Below are 17,068 nucleotides of genomic sequence, written 5' to 3' on the forward strand. Positions count from 1 at the left end.
CGACCGGCCCTGACAGGCCGGTCGTGTTTGGATTTAGCTGCCCAGTTCGGCGTCGATCAGCTTTTTGAATTCTTCATAAGACTGATTGTCGACCTTCTTACCGTTCACAATAAAGGATGGGGTTGCTCTGATGTCGTCGCGTTCTGCGTTCTCCTGATACCAGGCCACCAAGGTCTGCGCACGATTTCCGTCCTGCAGGCAAGCATCAAGCTGGTCATTGCTGATCCCAGCTAAACGTCCAATCTTGCGCAGTTCATCCACGATCTCCGCAGGTCCACCGGCACGGGTCCATTCAGCCTGATCCTTGTAGATCAAGTCGGAGATGCCGAAGAACTTCTCGGGGCCGCCGCAGCGCGCGACCATCGAGGCCCAAAGTCCGTATTTGTCAAAATACACTTCGCGGTAGGTAAACTTGACCTTGCCGGTGTCGATGTAGTCTTTTTTGATTTTCTTCATCGGCCCCTGATGAAAACTCGCGCAATGCGGACAGGTATAGGACGCATATTCGATGATCTCGACGGGCGCGTCCGCGGACCCTTGCACCATTTCGATGATGGTCGAAGTGTCCAGATCGGCCTGTTGTGCCTCGGCGCTGCTGACCAGCGGGTTGGACGGAGAGGAATTTGACAGCGACAGCCAATAGCCACCTGCGGCTATGGCGACAGCCGCGCAGATTCCGATTGCAATACGGCTCATGAATCAGCCCTTTCTCAGCGTTTTTGCTTGGATAAAACGTTACGGCCCAGACGTTCAAGGGCTGTACGCAGATCGCCATCTTGGACGCCCTGCGCAGCCCGGTCTGCCTCGGCTGCAATTTCTGGTTCGATTGTGGGTTTCACCTGTTTCGGCTTGTGGTCGAAGCTGGCCTGCCCCTCGGCAAATCCTGTCGGAGCCGTCTGGGTGATGCGCACCCGACTAATCGCATTATAGCCATAGACCGCATTCACCTTACCGCGCAGCTGTTCCTTCTGCATTTCCAGCATCGGCGCCTGCGGGCCGGTGGTCAGCACCGTCAGCGTGGCCCCCATACCGCCCTTGCCATAGCCTACGTTAACCGGCCGCGCGATCGAGGCCACATCCTGTCCGACGATCTCGGCCCAATGGGTCAACAGGCGTGAAACGGCGAATCCCCGGCTTTCCCCGGCGCGCCTGATCTGGCCGTTCAGCAATGTCGCAGTACGTTTAAAGCCGCGTGTCGAAGAACGTCTGGGCTGCATCTGGTTTCCAACTCCTGTCTCTCTATTGTAAAGGGCAGAACACCGGGCGCCAGCGAAACCCGACAAGGAGATATGTAAAACTTGCGTGACACCCACGAAATTGACTTCAGCGATGAGTTGCTGGCCTGGTACGACCGCAATGCCCGTGAAATGCCATGGCGCATCGGTCCTGCCGATAGGTCTTCCGGAATGCGTCCTGACCCCTATCGGGTTTGGCTGTCCGAAGTCATGCTACAGCAGACAACTGTGGCAGCGGTGCGCGACTATTTCCTGCGGTTCACATCTCGGTGGCCGACAGTTGAATCACTGGCCGCAGCGCCTGACGAGCAGGTCATGGGGGAATGGGCCGGTCTGGGATATTATGCCCGCGCCCGCAATCTGCTGAAATGCGCGCGCGTTGTGGTTGAAAGCCATGATGGCTGTTTTCCCGACTCACACGATGAGCTGCTGAACCTGCCGGGCATAGGCCCGTATACAGCCGCCGCGATTGCAGCCATTGCCTTTGATCGTCCGGAAACCGTGTTGGACGGCAATGTCGAACGTGTCATAGCCCGCCTATACGACATTCACGATCCGCTGCCGGGGTCAAAACCACAACTCAAGCAACGTGCAGCTGCATTGACCCCAGCGGTGCGTCCGGGCGACTATGCACAGGCCGTGATGGATCTGGGTGCGACTGTCTGCACCCCAAGATCCCCGGCATGCGGGATATGTCCAATGCGCACGCGTTGCCGCTCCCACGCTGCGGGTACCCAGGCCGATCTGCCCCGCAAAACACCGAAAAAGCCAAAACCCACACGTTATGGCCATGTCTACATCACCCAGACAGCGGACGGGGCGATGTTGCTTGAACGCCGCCCAGACAAAGGGCTTTTGGGCGGTATGCTGGGATGGCCGGGATCCGAATGGTCCGATGCGCCGTCTGACACCGCGCCGTTTGCGGCGGACTGGCGCGTTCTACCGGGCGAAGTGCGCCACACGTTCACGCATTTCCACCTGATCCTGCAGGTTTGGGCAACCTCTTTACCGCCCGGTGCGGCACCGGAGGACATGATCTTGCTTGATAAACATGCCTTTCGGCCCAGCGATCTGCCGACGGTCATGCGCAAGGCATTTGACCTCTGGCGCAACCAGTAACACATTATGCTGAAACACGATCTACGGATAGTCTGTCCCGCGTCGACCGGAGCCTTTGATGATCGCATCTGAAACATTGACTCGCTGGCAATCCACCCTTCCATTCTGGGTCTCGTTTTTGCTGATTCCATTGATTTGGGCCACGGCCTTTGTGGGTGGCTGGTGGGTCTTGCTGGTGCCGCTTTCAACATGGTGGATATTTGCCGCGCTGGATCAGCTCACCGGGCTCGACCTCGAAAATGCGGACCCAGATACGCCGGACAGCATGTTGCGCTGGTATATCCTGCTGACCAAAGCCTGGATTCCGGTACAGTTCCTGACCCTTTACGGGCTGCTTTGGTATGTGACGCACAGCTCTCACCTTTCTTCACCAGAAAAGATCGGCCTGTTCTTTGGCATGGGTGTGGTCTCGGGGACGATTGGGATCAACTACAGCCACGAACTGATGCACCAGAAGGGCCGACTGGAGCGCGGGCTTGGCGACATCCTGCTGGCCATGGTCTTGTACTCGCACTTCCGGTCCGAACATTTGCTGGTTCACCACCGCTATGTCGGAACCCCGCGCGATCCGGTAACAGCACGGTACAACGAAGGCTTTCATCGCTTCTATCCGCGTGTTCTGTGGCAATGCCTGGCCTCCGCCTTTCATGCCGAGCGCGAGAAACTGGCGCGCAAGAACCAACCCTGGACTGACCGCGCAAACCCGTTCTGGCGGTATTGGATGTTACAGTGTGGTATGCTGACCCTGGCAGGTTTGATTGGAGGATGGTCCGGCCTTGTCCTGTTCCTGATTCAGGCCGGCGTCGCCATCTGGCAGCTTGAACTGGTGAACTATGTCGAACATTACGGGCTGACCCGAAAATATCTAGGCCAGGGGAAATACGAACACGTCCTGCCCTGTCATTCGTGGAACGCGTCGCAAAAAGCGTCGAACTGGCTGCTGATCAATCTACAGCGCCACTCGGACCATCACTACAAACCCAACCGTCGATTTCCACTGCTTCAACATCACGATCAGAACACCGCACCACAACTGCCCTACGGATACCCAGTGATGACGATCGCCGCGATGATCCCACCGCTCTGGCGGCGTGTCATGAACCCCCGTGTGCGGGATTGGCGCCGCCGGTACTACCCCGAAGTCACAGACTGGCAACCCTACAACAAGTCACAAAACCCGATGCCAGGGTCCTGACCGCAGCGCGCCTCGGCGCGCTGCCCGGCCCAACGACTGGCCCTGCGTCTTTGATGCGTGATCCATCGACGAGAGAGCCTTGAGCTACATCACCCAGATATCCATCGGGTATTCAACACCGCGCACAGGGTGGCCCTTGTTTTCGGTAAATTCGGCTGTCAGTTCGGAGGCACTGCTCCCTTCCTGCTCAAGCTGCAGGCGCACCGCATCACTCAGCACGATCCGGGCCTGCAGCTCGCGGGTCATTGCCTCAAGTTTCGCAGCGACATTTACCGCATCACCGATCACAGCAAATTCCAGACGGTTGGCGCCAATATCCCCCAGAACAACCGAGCCATAATGGACACCGATGCCAACATGAATTTCGGGCTCTCCGGCACGTCTACGTTCTATGTTCCACCGGTCAATCACAGTCACCATGCCGCGCGCGCAGGATACCGCGTTGGTCGCATCCAACGGTGTCGTCACCGGGGTCCCGAAAGTTGCCATAAGACCATCGCCCAAGTACTTGTCCAATGTCCCATGATGGCGGAACACTTCGGCCTCCATCCTGGCGTGAAATCCACGCAGCACGTCGATCACGTCATAAGGATCACGACCCGCCGCATATTTGGTGAACCCCACAATATCTATGAAGAGCACTGCGACATTCTCTTTTCGCACCTGTTTGAGCGGATCATCATTTTGGCTCAGTTCCTCCACCACATTTGGTGAGAAATATCGCGACAGGTTCGCTCGTTCCCGTTCCAACCCAGCATTGGTCATCAGCAGATGATTGAGCCGCCGCATCGACACGCCCAGCGTCACCGCCACCATCAGGAACACAATCACTTGCTGGATTCGGATCGAAGATCTGAAACTATTTGGATCCAACATCTCGGCTACATCCGGATACCCCTGCAAGGCCTCGGCCACTTTCTCACTTATGCCGGGAATCGGAAACGCAACCCACCAGGCGATCACCCATCCGGTAGTCCAGATTATTGCAGTCCATGTGCCTATGGCAATCACCGTGCGCCAGGAATAGGCCATGGTTCCTGCTGCAAGAATGACGAAGAAATACTGAAAGTTGTCAAACCGGAATTGCATTGCCAATGGGCGCACATCATCGCTGAACGGGTTGGGAATGATCATTCCCAAAGTCATAATCAAAAGGTCAACAAAGATAAGCAGCAACTCTGTCCGAGATTGCCCCACACGGCCTGCCCGTCGGATCATCCAACCATTTGCGCAAATCAGCAAAAGGATGAAATGATACCAAAGGACCTCCCAATGCGGGTTCAGGTATATCAGCAAAAGGCCAGTCAGACCCATTGCGATCCAGCGGGCCCGGACAGCAAGCTCCAGCCCCTCGCGCTTGTGCCGTTCCAGCGCAGCTTCGGTGTATTTATTCTCGATTTCTACTTCGTTCGGACGGGTGAAAAAGAACCGCCTAGCCCGAGGTTCGCTGGCTGCTGTGTCCGACATTGCGAAAGCTCCTACACTGCGCCGATTGCTTCAATAGGCTCATATCGGAACTCATCAGGGAAAGAAACAAAAGACCCCGCCGTTGATCGGCGGGGCAAGGCTTAGTGCCTTGTGTCAGGCCACAGGCACCGGCGGTATTGGTCTATCAGTTGTGCATCTCGGACCGGATCTGCTGACGCAAGACGTCGATCGGCACGGTTTTGCCGTCGCGCTTGAAGCACCAGTAGGTCCAGCCGTTGCAGGAGGGCGCATTCTCGAGATGGGCGCCAACCTGATGGATCGAACCCTTGATATTTTGCCCCACCAGTGTCCCATCGGCGCGGACCTTGGCCTTGTGACGCTGGTTCATGGAATAGAGTTCCTCGCCCGGGCGTAGCATGCCGCGTTCGACCAACTGGCCAAAGGGCACGCGTGGCTCGGCGCGTTTGCTGGCGCTGACCTCCAGCGCTTCGCGGTCGAATTTACGCACTTTCGCGATGCGCTTTTCGGCCACTTTGCGATAACTTTCTTCGCGCTCGATCCCGATGAATTCGCGACCCAGCATCTTGGCCACGGCCCCCGTAGTCCCGGTGCCAAAGAACGGGTCCAGAATAACGTCACCCGGATTGGTTGATCCAACCAGCACGCGGTGCAGCAATGATTCCGGTTTCTGCGTCGGATGCGCCTTGTCGCCGTTTTCATCCTTGAGCCGTTCATGGCCAGTGCAGATCGGCAGCACCCAGTCGCTGCGCATCTGGACGCCTTCGTTCAACGCTTTCAGTGCCTCATAGTTGAAGGTGTATTTCGCCCCTTCACGCTTGGAGGCCCAGATCATTGTCTCATGCGCATTGGTGAACCGCTTGCCACGGAAATTCGGCATCGGGTTCGATTTGCGCCAAACTACATCGTTGAGGATCCAATACCCAGCATCCTGCAACGCAGACCCAACGCGGAAAATGTTGTGATACGATCCAATCACCCAGATCGCGCCATTGGGCTTCAGCAGGCGATGGGCCGCCTTCAGCCATTCCCGCGTGAACTGGTCGTAGACGCCAAAGCTGGAAAACTGGTCCCAGTGATCATCGACTGCATCCACTTGGCTGTTATCGGGGCGGTGCAGTTGCCCTTTCAACTGCAGGTTATATGGGGGATCGGCAAAAATCAGGTCAACCGATGCCTCGGGCAGACTGTTCATCACTTCGATGCAGTCCCCGGATAGAATCGTGTTTACAGGGAGCGCTGTCGCGCCCTTTTTGGTGGTCGTTGTCATATCGCTGCCTCAAGTTCCACGGCGCTTATGCGCTCATTTGGTTGAGACAAGGATGAGTCAAAGACGATTCGCCGTCAATTTCTTTTTTGAATCAGCGGCTTACGATTTACTCTTGATACAACATATTGTGGACGGGCTTGAACGAAACTCTATGGTGAGGGGTCACACCAAGATTTCGCAGCGCATCCTTGTGTTGTTTTGACGGATAACCGGCATTTGTCTCCCAGCCGTATCCCGGATGCTGTTGCGCCAAATCCACCATCAGTTGATCGCGCCAGTTTTTGGCAAGGATCGAAGCTGCGGCGATCGACACGGAATGGGCATCGCCTTTGACCACTGCCTGTGCCGGAATGGCCAGTCCGCGCGGAATCATATTTCCGTCGATCAACAGATAATCAGGGGGGGGATCCAGCGCCGCCACCGCGCGCTCCATTGCCAGATGCGAGGCACGCAAGATGTTGTGCTCATCAATCTCGGCCACCGAAGCCTCGGCCACCGCGAATTCGGCGCAGCCACGCAGGGCAGTATCCAATGCGGCCCGGCGCTTGGCCGAGAGTTTCTTTGAATCGTTCAGACCTTGGGGAATTTCCGCGGGGTTCAGGACCACCGCCGCCGCCACAACAGGACCGGCCAGCGGACCTCGGCCAACCTCATCGACACCGGCAATCCGCAGATATCCCTGCGCAAGAGCGGCTTTTTCAATCTCATAATCTGGTGTGGTCATGTTTTGGGAAAATCCTGTTTTCCCCCATTGCGCAAGAAAAAAGAGAGGACAGCAATCGCTGCCCTCTCCGACGTGATGCTTCTAAGGCACCACTCCTGCTCGAACCGTATTACTTGTAAACGACGCGGTATCCCTGTTGGCGCAGGCAGGCGGGTTCATAGGCCCGCTTGACCTTATTGCCATTCCAGAAACCGACCTTGCACTTTTTGGGCAGGCTATTGGCGTATTTGTAGTGCTTATCCAGGCAGCGCGTCCCCAGAAGCGGGCGCTTTTTGCCATAGCCCTTGAAGGTTTCCATGCACCGTTGCGGCAGACTATAGCGCGCAACGCGCTCGGGCAAGGGACGGATATGGTTCGGCCGATGCCTGGGGGTCCTCTGGATGTGCTGTTTGGGGGCCTGATACACGTGGTTGTAGTTGCGGGTAACCTTTTTGCTGTCGCCTTGCTTGTCAAAATGATGGATGGCAGCGCCAATCAATGCAATCGCCGCCAGCCCGCCAAGAATATCTTCTGCATCAGCGGCACGGGCCTGGGATGCAGAAACGCCGGTGATTGCGACTGCAGAGGCGATGATCAGAGCGATGAATTTCTTATGCATGGTGCTGTCCTTTCGGGTACTCGGTGGACGTGATGACAGTCCGTAAATTCGATAACCCGACATTGGGGGTGTCCCCTTCAGACAAGCAATAACGCCGTTTTGTTATCCGATATCAGACCGCGAAACCCCTTTGCGTTATTGAATATCAACCAAAGCCATGCGCAGGATGCGGCCTATGAAACAGATCCTCTCTTCTCTGGCCATCGGGGCCCTGATATCGCTTGGTTCCATGGCGTCAGCGGCGGATTGCTATGCCGATTACAAGGCCAAGCAGGACAATCCGTTGCGTCTGCATTATGGCGTCATGCAGGTTTCATCCTGCGGCAAAGGAAAAGCCAAAAAAGAGGTCGCACAACGGCTGCGCGGCTCGGGCTGGACCCTGCTGAACGTCATGTCCGTTTTTGGGCCTGAAGGGTTGGATAAAAGGAAGGCCAATGCCGGAAAATTCTATCTCCGTTACTGAGGCACGGCGCTCGGGCGTCAGGTTGGTTGGCGCGGGCATCACGGTAATCGTTGTCATACTTGTGGCCTCTGCCGCCTTTCTGTTGTGGACATTGCCAGATGCAAACGCGTTCAATGCCCGCGTCGAACGTCTGTTCGTCGAGAGTGATCTGACCTCGCAGACCGAGATTCGCCTACTCGAGATTCTGGCCCAGTCCGGCACTGCCTTTGCCGATACATTGTCCAGTTACCGCATGGTTATCTTTGTTTTGCTGGTTTTCGCCACTGCAATGCTGATTGCTGCGCTGGTGTTTCTGGTCATGCTGGTGCTGTTGAACCGACGCATGGCACAGATTGAGCGCACTGGGATTCAGGTCACTTCACTTTTGATCAGCCGGGAAGAGAATACCGTCTATCTCAATAACATGGATTTCAAACTGACTGCGTCGGCGATGGAAACCCTGTCAGTTCTTGCCGAATCCCGGTTGGATGACGAGGTTCTATCCGGCATTCAGATCGAGGCGATGATTTCCGGCAAAAGCACCGCTGATTGTGACGAGGCTGCTGGCGCGACGCGGATCAAGCGCCTGCGCGATGCTTTGGGCAATCAGATGGTCAGCGAGTTGCTGGTCAAGAACATCGCTAAAAAAGGCTATATGTTGTCGATCGAAAAAGACGTCATTCAGATGATTTGATATAGGGAAAATCCTGCTCTGCCCCTTGGAAAACACGGATCAAACGCCCATCCTATAAAGACCCGTGCCAGGGAGGATGATTATGAACGTTCACGTGACTCCAAATATCAAAGGCTATGGGATCTCGGTCGAACCACTTGTCGGCCGTATCGCAATCTACCGGGATGAGATCCTTCTGGCTGAAAGCTTTGATGCCAAGGTAATGTACGAAACTCGGTTGCCGCCGATGATCTACATCCCCCGTCAGGATGTACATGTCGATCTCAGCGATGAGACCGAACTTCAGACATTCTGCCCGTTCAAGGGCACCGCCACTTACCACGATGTCGTTCTGGCGGATCAACGATTGGCCAACTCCGTCTGGGCTTACGAGAACGCCCTGCCCGAAAGCGCCGCGATCCAGGGCCATATCGGCTTTATGCCCACCGCATATACGCGGATTGAGCTGGGTGAAAACAACCTGCGCAACCCGGAAGACGGCAATATCAGCGGGCCGCTGATTGATTGGCTGATGCGGGGGGCCAGTGATCTCAGCACGCCCGAAGCATTCACCAAAGCGCTGGCCGAGAAGATGCTGGAACATGGAATTGCCATTCAGCGCCTCAGTATCCTTGCCTGGTCCTTACATCCGTTGATCGCGGGCAAACACTATATTTGGGAAAAGGGTGAGGCCGAGATTTCGACCAATGTGCCCACCTATGAAATCCACGACCACCCCGCCTATATCAACAGCCCTCTGCGCCACGTGTCCAACGGTATGGGCGGCGTGCGCCAAAGGCTGAATGACGAGAACCCTCAGCACAGCTTTCCAATCATGGAAGACCTGCGCGCCAAAGGGGCGACTGACTATGTCGCGATGCCCCTCCCATTTTCCGACGGGCGCACCAATGTCTTGACGCTGACTTGCGATCACCCCGACGGGTTCACAACGGCCAATCTTGGGCTGGTGTTCGAATGCTCCTCGGTGATTGCCCGGTTCTACGAAGTCTTCATGCAGCGCGAAAACGCCCAGGTATTGCTGGAAACCTATGTCGGAAAGCGGACCGGCGCGCGTGTCCTGGGCGGAGAAATCCGTCGTGGCGACGGGGATGAGATTGATGCAGCCATCATGTTCTGCGACCTGCGCAATTCTACCCTGTTAGAAGAAAAGCTGGGCCGCGCCGCCTATATCAACCTGCTGAATGACTTCTTTGAAACGGTCTCGGGCATCGTCGACGAAAACGGTGGTGAAGTTCTGAAATTCATCGGGGACGCTGTTCTTGCTGTATTCCCGGCAGGCGAAGATTCTACCTTAGCCCGCGAAAACGCGCAGCGATCAGCAGTTGGAATCGTTGAAAGGCTTGGAGAGCTGCGCAAGTCCGGGTCGGACATGCATTGCGACTGTTCGATTGGTGTCGCTTATGGGCGCGTAACTTACGGCAATATCGGGTCGCGCGAACGGTTAGACTTCACCGTCATCGGACAAGCGGCAAACGTCGCCGCACGGCTTGGGGAATACAGCAAGATCGTGAATCACAGGATCGTTGTTACCAAAGACATCGTGCCGGCCTGTACAGACGCTTTGCCACTTGGAGAGGTCAAGCTGCACAACGTGTCACAACCCGTGTGCTCATACGCGCTCAAAACCTCGGCGGACGCGATTCTGAACGGCTAGTCGCGCGAAGTTGCGTTTGATACTCACGCATCTTGCGATAGGGACAGCACTATCCGCCCAGCAGAAGCAACGCGGTTTGGGCCGGGGAAATTGTGCTTTGAAGCTGCGCGATCTGACTGCGCGCAAGGTATCTGTCGGTCAAATCCCCGATCGCCTCTTCATCCGCGAACTGCGCTAAATCGTCAGATCCATTCAGGTTCGACAACCTGTCCTTGAACACCTCAAGCTGCTTGTCGATGTCCAACTGACCAAAGCTTGAGGGCAACCCAAGCGCCGTCTCCATCATCTTTCGCAACGGCGGAAGGCCCATCATGTCGAACCATTTCGTGTCACCACTGCTGTCTTGCGATGCCAACTCAGCCAGCGCATGTTTTGCATAGAGGGATATGCGCATTGTCTCGTCCTGTTCACCCACGGCGACCTCAAAGCGCGAGGTCACGTTGTCCCGGGCAATATCCTCCATAAATGTCGAAAGAATGGTTCTTCGAATTTCGCCAGGGCCCAGTCCAAATGCCTCAGAGAATTCACGGTATCTTTTATCAGATAGGCGATTGGACAATGCATCATCTGCGCTCGTTCCATCTGACAGGATTTTCTGGATGAAATAGCGGTTGTCGATGTCGCCCTCCAGACCAAATGCCCCCAAGGCAACCTGTAGCAGCCGGCGGTCAGAAACCAGATCTTCAGCCGTCTGAACCTTGCCGATGTTTTCCCGGAAATACGTCGCCTCACGCTCATTGACCGTCGAAGAGGAAAAGCTGTTCAACTGGCCTTCGTAGGTGCGTTGAAGGAACCGCCAGCCAACAATGCCACCTGAGGGTATGACCGGCTGAAAGGTCATTGCTGGTAGGCCATCAGGCGCTCTTCTCGCGGTAGCAGAGCACGCAGGGATTTAAGGCATTTGTAATACTGCTCGGCCAACAAGGCGTCGGTTGCCTCGGCCAAAACTCTGCGGCTGTCCGCATCCGTAAACACTTGGCTCAACTCTTCCACCCGGCGCAGCAGTTGTTGGCGGGCGCTTTCAGCTTCCATGTCCCCAGACAGAACCAGTTGCGTCGCATAGCACACTCTGCGAACGGGTGTGTTCACCTCGTCAGGATGTATCGCATCGCGCAAACGCAGGACATTTGCCTGTGGTGTCATGATTGAAAACCGACTTCTACGATCGCCGTTTTCCACAACTACACCATTAATCAGCACGCGTTCTTTTGGTGCTAGCTTCAATACCAAACCCGCCATCAATTCGCACCCATTTGCCGAAGGCCTTTAAGAACGGCCATGTTTATTTCCAGAAGGGGCTCTACCGAAGCCTTATTGCTGAGTATCTGGCTGCTGTGCTGTTCGGTAAACTCAGCAAGATAGAAAATCCGGGCGCGAAGGTCATTCGGCAAGGCGTTATTGGAATCGGCGACCCCGTTTGCCAACACAGACCAAAGCCTCCGGTTTTCATGCAAAGCCTGAACAAACGCTCCAAAGTCGGTTTTGTGCCGCGCGGCCGCAGCCTTCAACCGATGCGTGATCTTGGAAATCGCCTCATATTCCGTATCACGCGGTGTGCGCGTCGGATCAGCGGTCTGCGCATAGGCGCGTTGTGCAAGAGTTTGCGGTGTCACTTGAAATCCTTCCAAAAGGCCGTCTTACGGCGGTCAAAGCCGGGGCGCGTTTCCACGCCCCGGCCAAGGTCCTGAACTTAGCGGAACAGCGACAGGATCGACTGCGGCGCCTGGTTGGCAATCGACAACGACTGTGTTGCCAGTTGCTGCTGTACCTGCAGGGCCTGCAGACGAGCCGAGGTTTCTTCCATGTCGGCGTCAACCAGCGCTCCGATACCGGACTTGAACGAGTCAGAAAGATTCGAGATGAATTCTTTCTGCGTTTCGATCCGGCCCTGAGACGAACCAAACGCCGCAGATGCATCAATGGACGTGTCGATCAAGGTTTCGATAGTACCCAGCGCCGCCTGAGCACCAGCATCTGTCGAAACATCAATCGAAGCCAACGCCCCCAGGCCACCTGCATTGGCATTGGTGAACTGCGCCGAGACAGTAACGTCCCGATCAGCGTCGGCACCAGCCGTCGCAGCACCGGTTACAAATGTCAAAGTGCCCGGGTTGGCCGAGTCATAGTCGATTGCGACACCCGTGATCCCCAGGGAATCGATCTGATTTTTCAGGCCAACGGCAACAATGGCATCCGTATAAGCGGCGTCATATGTTCCAGATGGGTCCAGATCAGCAGCTTGTACCGTGTAGGACGCAACCTTGTCACCAATAGTGATCGAGATCTTGTCACCAGCAGCAAAGTTGTCCGTTGAACTGTCCACCACGATATCGCCGGTTCCACCAGCTTTGTCCATCGTGAAGCCCGCGGCGTCATTGTCGGTTGTGACGTTGTCCGAGCCGGCCAGAACACCTTTGCTGGCATACCCACCTGTGGACAGGTTCTGCGAGGCCACCGAAATCGAAGATGCGGTTACGTTGCCACTGGAGTCACGATCCAGAGACGACAGGATCGAGGCTGTACCCGCCGAACCGTCAACCAGGTTAAGCCCGTTAAACTGCGCCGCTCCAACCACCGATGCGATCTGATCTTTAAGAGCAGTCACGTCGTCATTGATTTTGCCGCGGTCAACGTTGTCTTCCTGTGCCGCAACGATCTTCTCTTTCATCTGGGACAGCAGGTCAGTGACTGTCTCGGACGCGTTCCGGGCCACCGCAACGGTCGATTCACCCAGTGCCAAACTGTCTTTGATGGCGTTGAACCCCTTAACGTCCGACTCCATGACTTTGGAAATCGCCCAGACGGCTGAATTGTCCTTGGCTGTGGCGATGTCTTTACCGGTCGAAATCGCGTTCTGGGTCTGCGCCAGGTTCCTGTTGACCGATTTCAGGGTTTGCAGCGCAACCATTGCGCCGTTGTTTGTCAGAATGCTGGACATAGCTTTCTTCCTTTTCCGTTCGGGCCTTTTGCGCCCTTGCTTACCCCGCAACATGTACGGGCTTTGACGTCTTTCTGATCACTGCGACCCGCCGTCGGGCTTTTCGCGCCATCTGAGTTTCCAGATGCAGGATCACCTTTGACGCCGATCTCCTAACGGAGTGCTAAGACTCGAAAATCAGAAAGCTCGGATTTGATTCAATCCTCGCGCTAGGCCCGCTTTTCCAGCTTTGCGTGACTGCGAACGGCAAAATCGCTGCGTTGCCCATCCGCTCCATAAATACTGAATTCCTGACGCACTCGGCGCAGTTCAGCCATGCGCCCGGCAACCGCCCGAATCCCTTCGGCCGCACTGTTCAGAAGAGCCTGATTCCGGTCGACTTTCTTTTGAACCCCGATCAGTTCATCACTATCAATCACCTCAAGATCATTGATCGCACCGATCAGCTTTTCCTTTTCCGGGGCCATGTGATTCAACCGATCCAGATCCCCGGTCACCAAGGCGTTGCGTTCAAGGTCCAGAACTTCTTCAAGAGATTTGATCAGGTCATGTTCAGACTTGTTAGGCATTGGTATTCTCCATCATGGACTGAAACAGGATTTCGGACAGGCCAACACCGCCGGACCTGGCAAGCTGCAGTGCCTGCTGCTGAACAAGAAACGATGAAAACTGGTCTTCACCCGCACCGCCGCCGAACGAATCTCGGGATTCGCCTAGACCTGCGGACTTAAGCATTTCAGACAGGAACGCCGCCTCAAGCTCTACCGCAGCATCTTTCAGCTTTTGCTCAACAGACAAGGGCTGCGGCGCCGCTGGGATACCAGATAGCTTCATAGCTTTCTCCAAAAATTGCATCGAACTTTCTGGATCAAAGATGAAAGCGGTTAAAATAAACGTAACTTCCTGCGGGCAAATTCCTGGTTACGCAAACCGGAGCCGGAGCAAAATGCCCAACCCTCTTATATTGTCCACATCCTCGACCGCCAGCGCCGCAAAATCTGAAACTGCCGCCAAGGGACACCCAATCTCGGAAGGGGCTGACACCTTTGCTGAGGTAATGGAGCAGGAATTGCAGCGTTCCGAGGGTGACAGCTTGAATGAGAACGTGCCCGAACTGACCATTAATGCCGAGGTGCAGGTTGAAGAGGATGTGGTCGAAGAAGACTCTGTTGATCTTGCCACCAGCCTGTCGGGAAAACCTGTAACTGACCCGCCCGCCCGCCCGCCGGCGCAGGACGAAGAGATGGCACCTGAGGAAACGCCGGCATCGCTGCCCGAACCTGACAAGGCCGTAATACTCGCAGCGCCAAACAATGCGGCCCCCGATCCTCGGGGTGATGCGCTTGGAAACGCGGCGCAGCGCGCCCGATCTGAGGTTCCGGCTTTGTTGCAGGCGAAAACCGCACAGCAAAAACCGGAACACAATCTGCCGCAAACCACTATTGCAAAGGGCTATCGGACCAAGGCGTCGATACCCTCGGATTCTGCTTCCGGAAAACCCGAAGTGCCAGAACTAAAGCTGGTTTCGCGAGATACACCCGATGCGGCTCAGGCTCCCAAAGCCACCGGTTCACCGCCGACAACACAATCCGTTCCGACACTTGTTCAAATGCAACTGATGACGTCTGCCAAGGTGCAGGACGTTGATTTGGTATCAGACCCCGACGCCGAGGGGATTCTGCTCGCGCGCGAAAGCCAGCCATTTTCAACGGCACGGGATACGTCAGCAAGCCATCAGCACTTTTTAACCTCAGCACGGGCAGAAACGACACGGGCAATCGCGGGGCAGATGGCCGCTGCGATACATGCAAGACCACAATCCAGCAGGATTGAACTGACCTTGAATCCGGAAGAGCTGGGCAAGATCTCAATCGTCATGAATGGCCGGGATGACGGGTTGCAGATGACGATCGCAGCCGAGCGGCCGGAAACTCTGGAAATGATGAGGCGACATCTTTCGGTTCTTGAGGCTGAGTTCAAAAACCTAGGCCTGGGCGATCTGTCCTTCAATCTGGGCGCGTCGTCGGACGACCAGCCCGAAAGCGCGGACAAGCGCACAGAATCCGGACTGACTACAACCCAGACCGAAATGGATCAGGCCAGCGAGCCGGTCTTAACCCGGATCGGCCATAGTGGCCGCGTTGATATGAGGCTTTGAGCATGATCACACCCGCACAGAATACAAGCTCTACCGCCGCGCAGGCACAGTCTTCGGCGAAATCTGGAACATCCGGCCTGGCCTCGGATTTTGAAACCTTCCTTCTGATGCTGACCGCCCAGGCCCGCAACCAAGACCCGCTGGAGCCGCTGGATTCATCGGAATACGCCTCGCAACTGGCTCAATTCTCGATGGTCGAGCAGCAGGTTCAAACCAACGATCTGCTTACTGCGCTTGCCTATTCACTTGGTAGCGTCAACCTTGAAGAGCTTGCCAGCTGGGTCGGGATGGATGTGCGAACCGCCTCGGCCTTTCATTTCGACGGTTCACCAGAAACGCTGTATGCGCAGGCCGACCCCGGGGCGGACAGCGCCTTTATGGTGATCCGCAACGACTCGGACGAGGTCGTTGAACGCATCGCTGTTTCAACGACGGAATCCGAGTTTGTCTGGGCCGGAACCGATGACGATGGCGCCCCGTTACCGGCAGGAAATTACACTGCAACGATGGAAAGTTATGACGGCGATGAGCTGCTGTCTGAACGTCTCGCCTCAGCCTATAATCAGGTGCTCGAGGCGCAGGTGGGCACGGATGCCGTTTTGCTGACGCTCGCTGGCGGAGAGGTGGTGCCAGCAGGAATAGTCACTGCGGTGCGAACAGGAGCTTGATCTACGGTTAACGACAGGCGAAACCAAGGCAATGCCCGACTCGTTGACTGATTGGTGATCTCCCTGCCTCAAATACTGTCCCCACCGCGCGACCTTGTTGCTCAACTTGTCAGGCTCGGATTTGCCAGCGCTGGGGCACAGTTCGAAACGCTGTATGGTGGGAGGACAAACCGGGTGTGGAAGGTGCTGGGCGACGACAGTGATCAAGTATTGAAGCTGTACCGCTCGGACCTAGAAAACCCATTGTTTCGCAACGATCCCGCATTGGAAGCCGCCTGTCTGCGGGCACTGGCTTCTTCTGGGGTTGTGCCGCGATTGCGGGCAACAGGACAACATGACAACGGATATTGGGTGTTCTACGACCACGCACAGGGCACCCCCTGGCGGTCTGACCCGGCCCCAGTGGCCCGGTTGCTGCACCGCCTGCATTCGCTCAACCTAAACATAGAGAACGCACCCACCGGTAAAAACGGTAGCGCAGATCTGGCCGAACATGGTCAAAGCATTCTGGCGATGTGCACATCGGATCGACGGGCTCAGCTGGAAAAGATGCAACCACAGCATCATATTTTGCGGTCGGATCACACTTGCCTGATTCACGGCGACCCGGTGGCGGGAAACATCCTCGTCGCATCCTCTGGTCTGACGCTGATTGACTGGCAATGCCCAGCCGTTGGTGATCCTTGCGAGGACCTTGCGCTGTTCCTGTCACCCGCCATGCAATATCTTTACAGAGGTGCGGTTTTGACCGTCGACGAGCAACAGTCCTTTCTTTCGGCCTATGACCGGCAGGAAACCGTAATCCGCTACCGGTCTTTGCGCCGCTGGTACGGGTGGAGGATGGCGGCCTACTGCCTATGGCGCGCAGAACATGGGGCACCGGATTATGAACAAGGGCTCGAGCTGGAACTGGCCGCTTTGTGAGTG

Annotated in this window: 20 protein-coding genes; 8 read left to right on the plus strand and 12 right to left on the minus strand. The window is 56.0% G+C overall.

Going from position 1 to position 17,068, the window contains the following annotated elements; all coding sequences use genetic code 11:
* Window positions 1-33 precede the first annotated feature (33 nt).
* Both AC2FHX_RS15980 and AC2FHX_RS15985 read right to left on the minus strand, forming a co-directional pair.
* Window positions 34-696 (minus strand): DsbA family protein, encoded by a 663-nt coding sequence (locus tag AC2FHX_RS15980; protein ID WP_496702729.1) that lies wholly within the window; start codon window positions 694-696, stop codon window positions 34-36.
* A gap of 14 nt (window positions 697-710) precedes the next feature.
* Window positions 711-1,217 carry a DUF721 domain-containing protein gene (locus AC2FHX_RS15985; RefSeq protein ID WP_496702731.1) on the minus strand — a complete coding sequence of 169 codons (507 nt, stop codon included), beginning with the start codon at window positions 1,215-1,217 and terminating at the stop codon, window positions 711-713.
* A gap of 81 nt (window positions 1,218-1,298) precedes the next feature.
* Here AC2FHX_RS15985 and mutY point away from each other — a divergent pair, with 81 nt between their 5' ends.
* A complete protein-coding gene (gene mutY / locus AC2FHX_RS15990) occupies window positions 1,299-2,354 on the plus strand; it encodes an A/G-specific adenine glycosylase (RefSeq protein ID WP_496677842.1) in 1,056 nt (351 codons plus the stop codon).
* 58 nt (window positions 2,355-2,412) lie between these two features.
* Window positions 2,413-3,549 (plus strand): alkane 1-monooxygenase, encoded by a 1,137-nt coding sequence (locus AC2FHX_RS15995; RefSeq protein ID WP_496702732.1) that lies wholly within the window; start codon window positions 2,413-2,415, stop codon window positions 3,547-3,549.
* Window positions 3,550-3,633: 84 nt separating this feature from the next.
* Here the strand turns inward: AC2FHX_RS15995 and AC2FHX_RS16000 are convergent, their stop codons facing one another.
* The 4 genes from AC2FHX_RS16000 to AC2FHX_RS16015 all read right to left on the minus strand — a co-directional run bounded on the left by AC2FHX_RS16000 (window position 3,634) and on the right by AC2FHX_RS16015 (window position 7,587).
* Window positions 3,634-5,016 carry an adenylate/guanylate cyclase domain-containing protein gene (locus AC2FHX_RS16000; RefSeq protein ID WP_496702733.1) on the minus strand — a complete coding sequence of 461 codons (1,383 nt, stop codon included), beginning with the start codon at window positions 5,014-5,016 and terminating at the stop codon, window positions 3,634-3,636.
* A 145-nt stretch (window positions 5,017-5,161) separates the two neighbouring features.
* A complete protein-coding gene (locus AC2FHX_RS16005) occupies window positions 5,162-6,265 on the minus strand; it encodes a site-specific DNA-methyltransferase (RefSeq protein ID WP_142637139.1) in 1,104 nt (367 codons plus the stop codon).
* A 106-nt stretch (window positions 6,266-6,371) separates the two neighbouring features.
* Window positions 6,372-6,989 (minus strand): ribonuclease HII, encoded by a 618-nt coding sequence (rnhB, locus tag AC2FHX_RS16010; RefSeq protein WP_496692538.1) that lies wholly within the window; start codon window positions 6,987-6,989, stop codon window positions 6,372-6,374.
* 109 nt (window positions 6,990-7,098) lie between these two features.
* Window positions 7,099-7,587, minus strand: coding sequence for a hypothetical protein (locus AC2FHX_RS16015; protein WP_496689943.1), 489 nt, complete (start codon window positions 7,585-7,587; stop codon window positions 7,099-7,101).
* 175 nt (window positions 7,588-7,762) lie between these two features.
* On the opposite strand from AC2FHX_RS16015, the gene AC2FHX_RS16020 reads away from it, so the two are divergent.
* From AC2FHX_RS16020 to AC2FHX_RS16030, 3 genes are all read left to right on the plus strand, one after another.
* Complete coding sequence (locus AC2FHX_RS16020; RefSeq protein WP_142637145.1) at window positions 7,763-8,050, plus strand: hypothetical protein; 288 nt, start codon at window positions 7,763-7,765, stop codon at window positions 8,048-8,050.
* A complete protein-coding gene (locus tag AC2FHX_RS16025) occupies window positions 8,022-8,723 on the plus strand; it encodes a winged helix-turn-helix domain-containing protein (protein ID WP_496689945.1) in 702 nt (233 codons plus the stop codon). Before AC2FHX_RS16020 ends, AC2FHX_RS16025 begins: the two co-directional genes overlap by 29 nt.
* A gap of 82 nt (window positions 8,724-8,805) precedes the next feature.
* Complete coding sequence (locus AC2FHX_RS16030) at window positions 8,806-10,377, plus strand: DUF427 domain-containing protein (protein WP_496692540.1); 1,572 nt, start codon at window positions 8,806-8,808, stop codon at window positions 10,375-10,377.
* Window positions 10,378-10,426: 49 nt separating this feature from the next.
* Here AC2FHX_RS16030 and AC2FHX_RS16035 read toward each other — a convergent pair whose 3' ends face one another.
* The 6 genes from AC2FHX_RS16035 to AC2FHX_RS16060 form a co-directional block, all read right to left on the minus strand.
* A complete protein-coding gene (locus AC2FHX_RS16035) occupies window positions 10,427-11,218 on the minus strand; it encodes a DUF1217 domain-containing protein (RefSeq protein ID WP_142637151.1) in 792 nt (263 codons plus the stop codon).
* A complete protein-coding gene (gene flbT, locus AC2FHX_RS16040; protein WP_142637153.1) occupies window positions 11,215-11,616 on the minus strand; it encodes a flagellar biosynthesis repressor FlbT in 402 nt (133 codons plus the stop codon). The genes AC2FHX_RS16035 and flbT overlap by 4 nt, the downstream gene beginning before the upstream one ends.
* Window positions 11,616-11,990, minus strand: a complete 375-nt coding sequence (gene flaF, locus AC2FHX_RS16045; RefSeq protein ID WP_142637155.1) for a flagellar biosynthesis regulator FlaF — start codon at window positions 11,988-11,990, stop codon at window positions 11,616-11,618. The genes flbT and flaF overlap by 1 nt, the downstream gene beginning before the upstream one ends.
* 77 nt (window positions 11,991-12,067) lie before the next feature.
* A complete protein-coding gene (locus AC2FHX_RS16050; RefSeq protein WP_496702737.1) occupies window positions 12,068-13,315 on the minus strand; it encodes a flagellin N-terminal helical domain-containing protein in 1,248 nt (415 codons plus the stop codon).
* Between the two features lie 209 nt (window positions 13,316-13,524).
* Window positions 13,525-13,884: a flagellar biosynthesis protein FlgN gene (locus AC2FHX_RS16055; protein ID WP_496702741.1), complete on the minus strand. Its 360-nt coding sequence runs from the start codon at window positions 13,882-13,884 to the stop codon at window positions 13,525-13,527.
* Complete coding sequence (locus AC2FHX_RS16060) at window positions 13,877-14,149, minus strand: rod-binding protein (RefSeq protein ID WP_142637161.1); 273 nt, start codon at window positions 14,147-14,149, stop codon at window positions 13,877-13,879. Before AC2FHX_RS16060 ends, AC2FHX_RS16055 begins: the two co-directional genes overlap by 8 nt.
* 112 nt (window positions 14,150-14,261) lie before the next feature.
* Here AC2FHX_RS16060 and AC2FHX_RS16065 point away from each other — a divergent pair, with 112 nt between their 5' ends.
* Genes AC2FHX_RS16065 through AC2FHX_RS16075 form a run of 3 tightly spaced genes read left to right on the plus strand, consistent with a single transcriptional unit; the run spans window position 14,262 to window position 17,065 of the window.
* Window positions 14,262-15,473: a flagellar hook-length control protein FliK gene (locus tag AC2FHX_RS16065; protein WP_496702745.1), complete on the plus strand. Its 1,212-nt coding sequence runs from the start codon at window positions 14,262-14,264 to the stop codon at window positions 15,471-15,473.
* 2 nt (window positions 15,474-15,475) lie between these two features.
* Window positions 15,476-16,141: a flagellar hook capping FlgD N-terminal domain-containing protein gene (locus AC2FHX_RS16070; protein ID WP_496692545.1), complete on the plus strand. Its 666-nt coding sequence runs from the start codon at window positions 15,476-15,478 to the stop codon at window positions 16,139-16,141.
* Between the two features lie 54 nt (window positions 16,142-16,195).
* The gene (locus tag AC2FHX_RS16075) at window positions 16,196-17,065 is read left to right on the plus strand and encodes a phosphotransferase family protein (RefSeq protein WP_496702747.1); all 870 of its coding nucleotides are present in this window, start codon (window positions 16,196-16,198) and stop codon (window positions 17,063-17,065) included.
* The last annotated feature ends 3 nt before the right edge of the window (window positions 17,066-17,068 follow it).

This window comes from Ruegeria sp. CDSC042, assembly GCF_059610745.1.